At 67.9% G+C, this 11803-nt stretch carries 11 protein-coding genes; 6 read left to right on the top strand and 5 right to left on the bottom strand.

Translation table 11 applies throughout. The features are described 5' to 3' along the window. Positions 1 to 19: 19 nt before the first annotated feature. The 3 genes from FFS62_RS16030 to algB all read right to left on the bottom strand — a co-directional run bounded on the left by FFS62_RS16030 (position 20) and on the right by algB (position 3906). On the bottom strand, positions 20 to 676 hold the full coding sequence (locus FFS62_RS16030) for a DUF3313 domain-containing protein (RefSeq protein ID WP_137973832.1): 657 nt from the start codon (positions 674 to 676) through the stop codon (positions 20 to 22). A 123-nt stretch (positions 677 to 799) separates the two neighbouring features. Next, entirely contained in the window at positions 800 to 2563 is a 1764-nt protein-coding gene (locus tag FFS62_RS16025; RefSeq protein ID WP_137973831.1) for an ATP-binding protein, read from the bottom strand. Further along, the gene (gene algB, locus FFS62_RS16020) at positions 2560 to 3906 is read right to left on the bottom strand and encodes a sigma-54-dependent response regulator transcription factor AlgB (RefSeq protein WP_137973830.1); all 1347 of its coding nucleotides are present in this window, start codon (positions 3904 to 3906) and stop codon (positions 2560 to 2562) included. Before algB ends, FFS62_RS16025 begins: the two co-directional genes overlap by 4 nt. 237 nt (positions 3907 to 4143) lie before the next feature. On the opposite strand from algB, the gene FFS62_RS16015 reads away from it, so the two are divergent. The 4 genes from FFS62_RS16015 (at position 4144) to FFS62_RS16000 (ending at position 6415) form a co-directional block, all read left to right on the top strand. Next, positions 4144 to 4575 carry a PA2169 family four-helix-bundle protein gene (locus FFS62_RS16015; protein ID WP_137973829.1) on the top strand — a complete coding sequence of 144 codons (432 nt, stop codon included), beginning with the start codon at positions 4144 to 4146 and terminating at the stop codon, positions 4573 to 4575. A gap of 20 nt (positions 4576 to 4595) precedes the next feature. Further along, the gene (locus FFS62_RS16010) at positions 4596 to 4805 is read left to right on the top strand and encodes a hypothetical protein (RefSeq protein WP_137973828.1); all 210 of its coding nucleotides are present in this window, start codon (positions 4596 to 4598) and stop codon (positions 4803 to 4805) included. A 91-nt stretch (positions 4806 to 4896) separates the two neighbouring features. Further along, complete coding sequence (locus FFS62_RS16005) at positions 4897 to 5061, top strand: DUF1328 domain-containing protein (protein ID WP_137973827.1); 165 nt, start codon at positions 4897 to 4899, stop codon at positions 5059 to 5061. Between the two features lie 127 nt (positions 5062 to 5188). Further along, positions 5189 to 6415 carry a nucleoside recognition domain-containing protein gene (locus tag FFS62_RS16000; RefSeq protein WP_137973826.1) on the top strand — a complete coding sequence of 409 codons (1227 nt, stop codon included), beginning with the start codon at positions 5189 to 5191 and terminating at the stop codon, positions 6413 to 6415. A 121-nt stretch (positions 6416 to 6536) separates the two neighbouring features. Here the strand turns inward: FFS62_RS16000 and norR are convergent, their stop codons facing one another. Next, the gene (norR, locus tag FFS62_RS15995) at positions 6537 to 8102 is read right to left on the bottom strand and encodes a nitric oxide reductase transcriptional regulator NorR (protein ID WP_137973825.1); all 1566 of its coding nucleotides are present in this window, start codon (positions 8100 to 8102) and stop codon (positions 6537 to 6539) included. A 140-nt stretch (positions 8103 to 8242) separates the two neighbouring features. Between norR and hmpA the strand changes: the two genes are divergently transcribed. Continuing rightward, a complete protein-coding gene (gene hmpA, locus FFS62_RS15990; protein WP_137973824.1) occupies positions 8243 to 9424 on the top strand; it encodes an NO-inducible flavohemoprotein in 1182 nt (393 codons plus the stop codon). A 107-nt stretch (positions 9425 to 9531) separates the two neighbouring features. Beyond that, positions 9532 to 11148 (top strand): methyl-accepting chemotaxis protein, encoded by a 1617-nt coding sequence (locus tag FFS62_RS15985; RefSeq protein ID WP_137973823.1) that lies wholly within the window; start codon positions 9532 to 9534, stop codon positions 11146 to 11148. 4 nt (positions 11149 to 11152) lie between these two features. Here FFS62_RS15985 and FFS62_RS15980 read toward each other — a convergent pair whose 3' ends face one another. Beyond that, the gene (locus FFS62_RS15980) at positions 11153 to 11755 is read right to left on the bottom strand and encodes a hypothetical protein (protein ID WP_137973822.1); all 603 of its coding nucleotides are present in this window, start codon (positions 11753 to 11755) and stop codon (positions 11153 to 11155) included. Between the last annotated feature and the right edge of the window lie 48 nt (positions 11756 to 11803).

Below are 11803 nucleotides of genomic sequence, written 5' to 3'. Positions count from 1 at the left end.
GGCCGCATGGCCCGCCATATCAGGGACGGAAGGCGCGGGCGTCGCGGGCCCAGACATCCAGGGCCGGTTTCAGGTCATCCAGGGTCAGCTGGGTGCTGCTGTTTTCCAGCTGCAGGCCGTGGCCCTTGCGCACTACCCGCACCATCGGCTGGCTGGTGCGGGCGTCGAGCGCCTCCAGCTCCACATAGATATCGGTGTTGCGGTCGCGGGTGCCGGCGGCGGTGCTGGCGGCGGCGGCGACCAGGGCGATCGGGATCACCTCGTAGAACTTCAGGCCTTCGGCCGAGGTGCTCACCCCGGTGATGGCGCTGCGCAGCACCAGGGTGTCGGTGTTGGGCGCGTCGACCACGGTCATGCGGCTGGACAGCTCGCGGCGCATGGACTGCTGCAGATAGCCGGTGATCTGATCGAGCGTGGCCTGGCTGACTTCGTCGCTGGGCTTGGGCTCGGGATGGAACACCGGCTTCTCGATGTATACCGAGCGGTAGTTGCCGGCGTTGTAATCCGGCGACACCCAGCGCAGCACCGGCGCGCCGCTGGCCGAGGTGGCCGGTTGCAGCTGCGAATAGTCGGAAAGGAAACCGGAATACTGGGAAGGCTGGGTGGTATTGCTGGCGCAACCGGCAAGCAGCAGACCGGCGACCAGGCCGAGGGACAGCAGGCTGGAACGATGCATCCTTGACACTCCTAAGCGGGACGGTTTGGCAGAAATCCTAGTAGGGATTTGTGACCTTCGCCTGACTGCTTAGAACATACTTGTAGGCTGACGCGCCGCCTCCCTGCGGCGCGCGACAGGCCGCTAGTACGGCAATGCCATGTAGAAGCGCGCACCCTGCCCGGGCTGCGATTTCACCCCGATGCGCCCGCCGTGCAGCTGGACGATTTCCTGGCACAGGGCCAGGCCCAGCCCGGCACCCCCCTTGCGCCGGCCGACCTGGACGAAGGGCTCGAAGATGCGCGCCTGCTGGCTCTGCGGGATACCCTCGCCGTCATCCTCGACGCTGATGAACAGGCGATCGCCCTGGCAGCGCGCCTGTAGCACGATCAGCCCGCCCGGATGGCAGTGGCGCAGGGCGTTGCCGATCAGGTTGTCCAGCACCCGGTCCAGCTGCATGCAGTCCAGCTGCAGCTGCGGCAGGTCCTCGGCCGGCTCCACGCGCAGCTCCACCTGTTGCTCCTCGGCCTTGTGGGCGAAGCGTCGCGCGGCCTTCTCCAGCAGCTCGGCGGGGTTGCACGGCTGCAGTTCGAGCTTCTGCAGGCCGCTCTGGTAGCGGGAGAAGTTGAGCAGGTCGTCGATCAGCCGCAGCAGGCGGTGCATCTCCTCGCCCACCGTATGCAGCAGGTCTTCCTCGCGGCTGTCGGGCTGGAAATGCAGGCGCTCGCGCAGCAGCTCGAAGGCCATGTGCATGCCGGTGACCGGGGTGCGCAGCTCGTGGGAGGCACGCAGGACGAACTCGCTGCGCACCCGTTCGAACGCGCGCAGGCGGGTCACGTCGTGCAGCACCATCACTGCGGCGATGATCGCCCCGCTGTCGTCGCTGACCGGGGTCAGGCTGTAGCTGAACAGGCGCTCGCCGATCTGCAGGTCCTCGCCGTGGCGCGACGGGTGGTGGCCTTCCAGGGCCTGCTCCAGTTGCGCCTGCAATGCCGGTTGTGGCAGCAGCTGGCTGAGGTGCTGGCCCAGGGGCAGTTCCTCCCAGCCGAGCTGGTTCTGCGCCACCGGATTGCCGTGTTCCAGGTGGCCCTCGCGGTCGAGGATCAGCAGGCCGTCATCGATGCCGTCGAGCACCGCCTGCAGGCGCCGTTGCCCGGCCAGCAGGGCGGCCACGTTGCTGGCGCGGAACTGGCTCAGCGCCTCGGCCATGAAGCCGAAGCGGCGGGTCAGCGAGGCCAGCTCGACCTCGCGGGTGATCGGCAGGGTGACCTGGAAGTTGCCCAGGCCGATCTGGTCGGCCGCCTCGGTCAGGGCCTCGATCGGCCGGCCGAAGCGTCGGGCGATGCTGTGGGCGGTGATGAAACCGATCAGCAGCAGGGCTACGCCGATCAGGCCGAGCAGCGCGGTGATCATCCAGGCGTGCTGGCGCGACTCTTCCTGGGTCAGCTCCACCGCCTCCACATAGCGGGCCTGGGTCGCCATCAGGCGGCTGCGCACGGCCTCCAGCACCAAGAGGAAACTGTCGTCGGCGAACAGGCGGTTGCGCACTTCCTGGGGGTCGTGCAGGCGCTTCTCGAAGTTCGCGTAGGTGCGCTCGATCTCCTGCAGGGCCTGCCGGTCGGCGTCGTCCAGGGCGCTCTCACCGGCGTTGGTCAGGGCCTGGCGGAAGCGTCTGGATGAGTCCTCCAGTGCCTGCCGATCGAGCTTGTCGCGCAGGATCAGGACCAGCTGGGCGCCCAGTTCCTGACGCAGGACCAGACCGGCTTCGAGCATCTGCAGGTTGCGGTCCATCGACTCGCTCTGCGCTCGCGCCAGCATCAGCACGCTGAGCATGCCCAGCAGCAGCCCGAGCAGGGCCAGGGTGATCAGCGCGCTGATGCTGAGGAACAGCTGGTTGCGCAGCTTCATAGGCCGTATTGCTTGCGCTTGCGGTACAGGGTGGAGACGTCGATGCCGAGGGTGGTGGCGGCCTGTTCCAGGGTCGGGCTGTTGCCCAGCACGGCGGCGATATGGGCCTTCTCCAGGGCCTCCAGGGTCATGTCCGAGCCGACCCGCGCCACGCCGCCATCGTCGCGGGTATCCAGGCCCAGGTGGCTGGGCTCCACCCACTCGCCGGGACAGATGATGCTGGCGCGCTCGATCACGTTGCGCAGCTCGCGTACGTTGCCCGGCCAGTTGTAGCGGCGCAGGGCGTTCAGCGAAGCCTCGCTGAAGCCGCGGGCCGGGCGCGCGTAGTCCTTGACGAAGCGGGCGAGGAAGCCCTCGGCCAGGGTCAGGATGTCCTCGGCGCGCTCGCGCAGGGGCGGCAGGGTCAGGGTGATGACGTTGAGGCGGTACAGCAGGTCTTCGCGGAAGGTGCCGGCGCGGACCATCTCGTTCAGGTCCAGGTTGGTGGCGGCGAGAATGCGCACATCGGCCTGACGGGTCACCGGGTCGCCGACCCGCTCGTATTCCTTGTCCTGGATGAAGCGCAGTAGCTTGGATTGCAGCGGCAGGGGGAAGTCGCCGATCTCGTCGAGGAACAGGGTGCCGCCATCGGCCTGGTTGACCCGTCCCAGGGTGCTTTCGCTGGCGCCGGTGAAGGCACCGCGGCTGTGGCCGAACAGCTCGCTCTCCATCAGCTCGGCGGTCAGCGACGGGCAGTTGATGGTGACGAAGGGTTTCTTCGCGCGGCGGCTGTGGCTGTGGATCAGGCGCGCCACTTCGCCCTTGCCGGTGCCGGATTCGCCGAGGATCAGCACGTTGGCGTCGGTGTCGGCCACCTGCCGAGCGGTCTCCAGCACGGCCTTCAGCGCCGGGCTGTGCGAGTCCAGCTGGCCCTGGTTGCGCCGCGCCTCGCCTTCCAGCGCCTCCAGGCGTGCGGCCAACTGGCGCACTTCCAGTTGCTGGCTGGCGGCCAGGCGCAGCTGGTCGGGGCTGCAGGGCTTGACCAGGTAATCGGCGGCGCCGGCCTGCATGGCATCTACCGCCACGTCCACCTCGGAATGGGCGGTGACCACCACAACGCGCATCCACGGCACCTGGATGCGCATGCGCTCCAGCACTTCCAGGCCGTTGTCCTCGCCCAGGCGCAGGTCGAGGAAGCACAGGTCGAAGACCTGGCGCTGCAACAGGGCGTCCGCCTGGGTCGCACTGCCGGCGGTGGCTACCTGGTAGCCCTCGTCCTCCAGGCAGTAGCGAAACGTGCGCAGGATGGCCGCTTCGTCATCCACCAGCAGGATGCGGCCGCTGTTCGGTCCAGTTGTTTGCATGAGGTTCTCCAAGGCGGTAGCTCAGCTTAGGCCAGGAAAAGTCGTGCAAGTTGCACGGCCGTGACAAGGCTTAGTTGCAGATTGCAAGGTGAAGGCTCTCTCGTTTCATATGTAAGTTATTGAAATGCAAGGAAAATACACCTGAAAAAAGACTGGCACGGGGCTTGCGATATCAGCCGCAGGAGCGCTCGGCGAATCCCGGTTTCGTGAGCCGACGCGCAGAAGGGAGAGAGTTCCATGTCCAGCGAGACGGCCCACCTCAACGAGCTGATTGAGATCACTCGGGATGGCGAACAGTTCTACCGGCATGCGGCGCAGGAGGTTCATGAGCCTAGCCTGCGCAGCCTGTTCGGCGAACTGGCCAGGGCCAAGCAGCAGCTGGTCGAGGCGTTGGCCCTGGCCACCGCCGCGCAGGACGAGGAACCGGCTCGTGGTGGAACGCTGCTCGGTGCGCTGCAACGTGTGTACGTCGACACCCGCGCCAGGTTCTCCCGCAACGAAGACGCCATTTACGTGGCCCAGCTGGCCGACGCCGAGGACCGCCTTCTGCGGGCCTTTGCCGAGGCCCGCGCAGAAGCCACGCCGCCATTGCAACAGCTGTTGGATCGTGAACTGCCCCAGATACGCGCCTGTCATGCGCGGATGCAGGAATTGAAGAGCTCTCTGTGAGCTCATCAGGAGGAACCAGGATGAATGTTCTCCGCTCGCCATCGCTTCGCAACAAGTTCGATCTGCTCGCCCGCGCCGCCATCTTGTTCGCCCTCGGCGTCGCCACCGGCCAGGCCGGCCAGGCACAGACCCCGGCCGCCGTGCCGCAAATACGCCAGGTGGCCGCGGACCTGCCCACCGTACGGCACTCCGAATTGCAGCTGAACCAGCGACAGCGCTGGGTGTTCTGAAGATTAACGGCCATGCCGCGGACCATTGTGGTCGCAGCACCGCCGCTTACGATCCGTGCCTTGCGGCGGGGTCCCACCAAGGAGAAACATTATGCTTAGTTGGTCCATCACCTTCCTGATCGTCGCCATCATCGCGGGCGTACTGGGCTTTGGCGGAATCGCTGGTACCGCAGCGGGAATCGCCAAGATTCTGTTCCTGGTCTTCCTGGTGATGTTCATCCTGTCCTTCATCCTCGGCCGCCGACCGCGTCCTTGACCTGACCGCGAGCGCCGGGCGGCCGTACCGCCCGGCGCAGGCGTGTGTCTGTAACAAAGCCCGGCAGGCGCTGGCCTGACGGGGGGGCGGGCGCGCTATCATCCCTGCACCTGTGGGGAGATGAAGCATGCTCAACGGCCTGTGGCTGGGGTTTTTCGTGGTGGCCGCGCTGGCCGCCCTGGTGCGCTGGATCGGCGGGGACGCCACGGTGTGGGCCTCCATGGTGGAGAGCCTGTTCACCATGGCCAAGACCTCCGTCGATGTGATGATCCTGCTGTTCGGCACGCTCACGCTGTGGCTGGGTTTTCTGCGCATCGCCGAGAAGGCCGGCCTGGTCGAGGTGCTTGCCCGCCTGCTCGGCCCGCTGTTCGCCCGGCTGATGCCGGACGTGCCGCGCGGCCATCACTCGCTCGGCCTGGTCACCCTCAGCTTCACCGCCAACGGCCTGGGCCTGGACAATGCCGCCACGCCCATCGGCCTGCGCGCGATGAAGGCGCTGCAGGAGCTCAACCCCAATCCCACCTCGGCGACCAATGCCCAGGTGCTGTTCATGGTGATGAACGCCTCGTCGTTCGTCCTGCTGCCGGTATCGATCTTCATGTACCGCGCGCAACAGGGCGCCGAAGACCCGGCCCTGGTGTTCCTGCCGATCCTCCTGGCCAATGCCGTGTCCACCCTCAGCGCCCTGCTGGCGGTGGGCGTGATGCAGCGCCTGCGCCTGTGGGACCCGGTGCTGCTGGCCTGGTTCGGTGGCGCTGCGCTGCTGATCGGCGGCTTTATGGCCGTGCTGGCCGGTCTCTCCGCCACGGCGCTGACCGCGCTGTCCTCGCTGCTCGGCAACCTTACCCTGTTCGGCCTGATCCTATGCTTCCTGCTGCTCGGCGCGCTGAAGCGGGTGCCGGTGTACGAGAGTTTCGTCGAGGGTGCCAAGGAAGGTTTCGAGGTCGCCAAGAACCTGCTGCCCTACCTGGTCGCCATGCTCTGCGCGGTGGGCGTGCTGCGCGCCTCGGGGGCGCTGGACGTGCTGCTCGACGGCATCCGCTGGTGCGTCGAGGGCCTGGGCTGGGACAGCCGCTTCGTCGAGGCGCTGCCCACCGGCCTGGTCAAGCCGTTCTCCGGCAGCGCGGCGCGGGCCATGCTGATCGAGACCATGCAGACCCAGGGCGTCGACAGCTTCCCGGCGCTGATCGCGGCGACCATGCAGGGCAGCACCGAGACCACCTTCTATGTGCTGGCCGTGTACTTCGGCTCGGTGGGCATCCAGCGCGCCCGCCACGCGGTGGGCTGCGCCCTGTTCGCCGACCTGGTCGGAGTGATCGCCTCGATCCTGATCTGCTACTGGTTCTTCGGCTGAGGGGAGCTCGTTTGGTGTGCTGCCTGCGGCGAGTGGCCCACCTACTTCAGCGCCGAGCTGGCGGCCATCGTAGGGTGGCCTCGCCCGCGCAGCGGGCAGCCCACCTCCCCACGCCGAGCTCCTACTTGAGCCCCAGCCGCGTCGCCAGCCGATGCAGGTTGGCGCGATCCACGCCCAGCTCGCGGGCGGCGGCCGCCCAGTTGTCCTGCTGACGCCGCAGAGCGGCCTGGATCAGCTGGCGCTGGTAGGCGTCCACCGCCAGGCGCAGATCGCCGACCGGCTCCTGCCCTGCCCCATCGCCTGCCTGAACGGCCACCGCCGCCACGGCCGGCGCCTGCGCCAGCGGCGCCAGATCCAGATCGCAGGCCTCCAGCGTGAGGATGCGCGGGCGTTCCACCTGGCGCGCCAGGGCCTTGAGCGCGGCGCGGCCGAGCAGGTGCTCCAGCTCGCGCACGTTGCCTGGCCAGGCATGCCCGAGCAGCGCCGCCTGGGCCTCGGCGGCCAGGCGCAGGCCGCGCAGGCGCAGGCGGGCGCGGTTCTGTTCGAGGAAGTGGCCGGCCAGCAGCAGCACGTCGCGGCCGCGCTCGCGCAGCGGCGGCACCTGCAGCGGGTAGACGCTGAGGCGGTGATAGAGGTCGGCGCGGAAGCGCCCGGCGCGCACTTCCTCGGCCAGGTCGCGGTTGGTGGCGGCGAGGATGCGCACGTCCACCCGGTGCTCGCGGTCCGAGCCCAGGCGCTGCAGCTGGCCGCTCTGCAGCACGCGCAGCAGCTTGGCCTGCACCGGCAGCGGCAGCTCGCCGACCTCGTCGAGGAACAGGGTGCCGCCATCGGCCAGCTCGAACTTGCCGCTACGCTCGCCGCTGGCGCCGGTGAAGGCGCCGCGCACGTGGCCGAACAGTTCGCTCTCCACCAGCTGCTCGGGCAGCGCCGCGCAGTTGATGCTGATTAGCGGCTTGCCGGCGCGCGGCGAGCGACCGTGGATGGCCTGGGCCACCAGCTCCTTGCCGACCCCGGTCTCGCCCTCGATCAGCACCGTCAGGTCGCTGCTCGCCACCGTGTCGATCTCCGCCTGCAGGCGCTTGTGCGCGGCGCTCTGGCCGATCAGCTCGGCATGCACGGCCTGGCCGGCCACCTCGCGGAAACGCGCGGCCAGCTGGCGCTCGGCCTCGGCACGCTGGGTCAGGCTGAGCAGGCGGTCGTTGGCCTTCACCGAGGCGGCGGCCAGGCGGGCGAAGGCCTCCAGGTTGTCCAGATCGGCCTGGGCGAAGCTGCCGGGCTCCATGCTGTCCAGGGTGATCAGGCCCCAGGGGCGGTCGTCGATGAACAGCGGGCAGCCCAGGCAGTCGTGTACTTCCAGCTGGCCGATGTGCTCTTCCACCAGGCCGTCGTAGGGGTCGGGCAGGTCGCTGTCGGCGGCGAAGCGGGTCGGCCGGCGATCGCCCAGCAGCACCTCGAATCGTGGGTGCTCGGCCAGGGCGAAACGGCGGCCCAGGGTATCGGCGCTGAGGCCATCCACCGCCAGCGGAATCAGCTGCTCGCCATCCAGGCGCAGCAGCGCGGTGGCGTCGCAGGGGATCAGCGCGCGCAGGGCGCTGAGCAGGCGCCGGTAGCGCTCGTCCTCGGCCAGTTCGCGGCTGAGGTCGTCGACCAGCGGTAGCAGGGCCTGCAGCAACGGATTCGTAGTCATCGTGACTCCGTGATGTCGATATGACCTGTTGTTCAATCGACTATGAATAACATAAATATATGATTTATAAGGATAAATATATTGGCATAAATCCTGATATTCCTCTGACAGAAAACCCTGCGTGCAAGAGGAATACCCATATGTTGTCCAACGAACACATCGCCCTCGTCAAGGCCACCGTGCCCCTGCTGGAAAGCGGCGGCGAGGCGCTGACCACCCATTTCTACCGCATGATGCTCGGCGAATACCCCCAGGTGCGCCCCCTGTTCAACCAGGCGCACCAGGCCAGCGGCGACCAGCCGCGGGCCCTGGCCAACGGCGTGCTGATGTACGCCAAGCACATCGACCGCCTGCAGGCCCTTGGCCCGCTGGTCGGGCAGATCGTGCAGAAGCACGTGTCGCTGCAGATCCTCCCCGAGCACTATCCGATCGTCGGCAGCTGCCTGCTGCGCGCCATTCGCGAAGTGCTCGGCGCCGAAATCGCTACGGATGAAGTGATCGCCGCCTGGGCCGCCGCCTACGGCCAGCTGGCCGACCTGCTGATCGGCGCCGAGGAGGAGGTTTACTCCGCCAGTGAGCGTGCCCCGGGCGGCTGGCGTGGTGGCCGCGCCTTCCGCGTGGCGCGCAAGGTACGCGAGAGCGAGGAGATCACTTCCTTCCACCTGCAGCCGGTCGACGGCGGCGCCATCCTCGACTTCATTCCCGGCCAGTACATCGGCCTGCGCCTGACGCTGGAGGGCGAGGAAGTACGCCGTAACTACTCGCTGTCCGCCGGTCCCGATGGTCGCGAGTACCGCATCAGCGTCAAACGCGAGCCGGGCGGCCGGGTGTCCAACCACCTGCACGACCGGGTCGGCGAAGGCGACGAGCTGGAGCTGTTCATCCCGGCCGGCGAGTTCACCCTCACCCCTTCGAGCAAGCCGCTGGTGCTGATCAGCGCCGGCGTCGGCATCACTCCGCTGATGACCATGCTGGAGGCGGCGGTGCACAGCGGCCGGCCGATCCGCTTCATCCACTGCGCGCGGCATGCCGGCGTGCAGGCCTTTGCCGCGCGGGTGGACGAGCTGGCGGCGGCGCATCCGCAGCTGCAGCGCTTCTACTGCTTCGAGGAGGCGCGCCCGGACGACGGCGCCGATGCGCACGGCCGCCTCGGCCTGGAGCGCCTGCGTGCATGGCTGCCGGCCGAGCGCGACCTGGATGCCTATTTCCTCGGGCCCAAGCCGTTCATGGCCGCGCTCAAGCGCAACCTGCGCGAGCTGGGGGTGCCGGAGGCGCAGACCCGCTACGAGTTCTTCGGTCCGGCGTCCGCGCTGGAGGCGTGAGACCAGCGGCCGGCGCCATGCATCGCTGATGCATGCGCCGGCCTGCAATGCTGGCAAAACGCAGCTATGGTTCTGGTAGGCATTGCGCCTGTAGTAGGTGACCTACCATGAAAAACTGGACCATACGGACAAGGTTGTTCGTTCTCATCGTCCTGATGATGGCGGGCAGCTTGGCTATCGGCACCGCCGGCCTCACCGGCCTGCGTGGCGTGCTCGACGGCCTCAACAGCGTTTACCTGGATCGCGTGGTGCCGTTGCGCGACCTCAAGGTGATCGCCGATCTCTACGCGGTGAACATAGTCGACGCCAGTCACAAGGCGCGCAACGGCGGCATCCCCGCCGCCGAGGCGGCCAGCCAGGTGGAGCTGGCGGAAGGCAAGATCCAGCAGATCTGGAAAACCTACCTGGCGACTCACCTGATCGACGACGAGAAGCGTCTGATCGAGCAGATCCAACCCCTGATGCAGCAAGCCCATGAACCGATACAACGGCTCAAGGCGATCCTGCGGGCCAACGACGGCGAGGCCCTGGCGGCCTTTACCGCCCAGGAGCTGTATCCGCACATCGACCCGCTGTCGGAACAGTTCGGCAAGCTGATCGAGGTGCAGCTGCAGGAGTCTGAGCGTCAGTACGAGCGGGGCCTGGCGCTGTACCAGCGCAACTTCAACCTGGTCGCCGGGCTGCTGGCGCTGCTGCTGATCGGCGGCGGCATTCAGGCTTGGACGATGAGCCGCGGCATCAACCTGCGTCTCACCGAGCTGCGCGAGGTGGTGGCGCGCAACGCCGCCGGTGATCTCAGCCAGCCGGTGCAGTGCAGCGGCGGCGACGAGATCACCGAGGTGCAGACCTCGTTCAAGCTGATGCAGGAGAACCTGCGCGACACCCTGCAGGGCATCCAGGGCGCCGCCACCCAGTTGGCCTCGGCGGCCGAGCAGCTGCACGCGGTCACCGAGCAGTCGGCCCAGGGCATCAACCGGCAGAACGACGAGATCCAGATGGCCGCCACCGCTGTCACCGAGATGTCGGCGGCGGTGGACGAGGTGGCGCGCAACGCCAACCACACCTCGGATTCCTCCCGCGAGGCGCAGGAGACCGCCGAGGCCGGGCGGCGCCAGGTCAGTACCACGCGCAGCACCATCGAGCAGCTCAGTGATCGCCTGCAGATCACCTCGGGCACCATCGCCCGCCTGGCCGACGAGGCCATCGCCATCGGCCGGGTGCTGGAGGTGATCCGCACCATCGCCGAGCAGACCAACCTGCTGGCGCTCAACGCCGCCATCGAGGCGGCGCGGGCCGGCGACCAGGGCCGCGGCTTCGCCGTGGTGGCCGACGAGGTGCGTGCGCTGGCCCAACGCACGCAGAGCTCGACCCAGGAGATCGAGCGGATGATCAGCGCGATCCAGAGCGCCAGCCAGGAGTCGGTAGATGCCATGGGCGCCAGTAGCGAGTACGCCAGCCGCAGCAGCGACATGGCCAGCCAGGCGGACGGTGCCCTGGCGCTGATCGCCGAGCGGGTCGGGCAGATCAACGAGATGAACCTGGTGATCGCCAGCGCCGCCGAGGAACAGGCTCAGGTGGCGCGCGAGGTGGATCGCAACCTGGTGGCGATCCGCGACATCGCCGAGCAGAACTCCACCGGCGCCCAGGAAACCTCGGTGGCCAGCGACCAGCTGGCGCGCCTGGCCAGCGAGCTGAACGGCATGGTGCAGCGCTTCCGCCTGTAGCGGCTCAACGGGTTGCCTGTTCGTCGTCCTCGTCGGCGAACAGGCCCTTGCCCCACTCCAGCAGCGGGTCGTCGTACTGGTGCGCCTCCAGGGCGGCCAGCTTGGGTTCGATAAAGGCCTCGAAGGCTGGCCCCGAGTCGAAGTGGTGCTGGCCGGTGAACACGGTGAACAGCAGCTTCTTGCCGATGCTGACGGAGAACATGTTGCCGATGGGCTCGCCGTCCTTGCGCAGCAGGATCAGCTTGGCGTGGCTGCCGAGCTTGCGGGTCAGTTCGATCTCCTCCTCGGTCACCCCCTCACCCAGCAGGCCCAGGGCGATGCCGGCGCCCTGCAGCGAGCTGTAGCTGGCCATCAGCGCCTCGCCGGCGCTGGGGGTGAGCGACACGGTGCTGTGCAGGTAGAGGCCGCTGAGCGGCTCGGAGTCGTAGCTCAGGTCGGTGGTGCGGGTCCAGTAGGTGGTGGTCTTGCTGAAGTAGCCGGCCTCCTCGCCGTAGCCGAAGTCGGCGCCGGTGAGCAGCAGCTGGCGCTCCGCCGCGCTGGGTTGCGAGTCGTCGCTGCAGCCGCCCAGCAACAGGACGAGCAGCAGGCAGGTGATGGTTCTGAGCATGGGCGTTCCTTGCGATGTGCCTGGGCGCAGCTTGCCGCAGCGCTCCCG

Source organism: Pseudomonas sp. F(2018) (genome assembly GCF_005508865.1).
In the GTDB taxonomy this organism is placed as follows: domain Bacteria; phylum Pseudomonadota; class Gammaproteobacteria; order Pseudomonadales; family Pseudomonadaceae; genus Aquipseudomonas.
The sequence above is the reverse complement of the archived record's forward strand: the minus strand, read 5'-3'. Positions and strand labels throughout refer to the sequence as shown.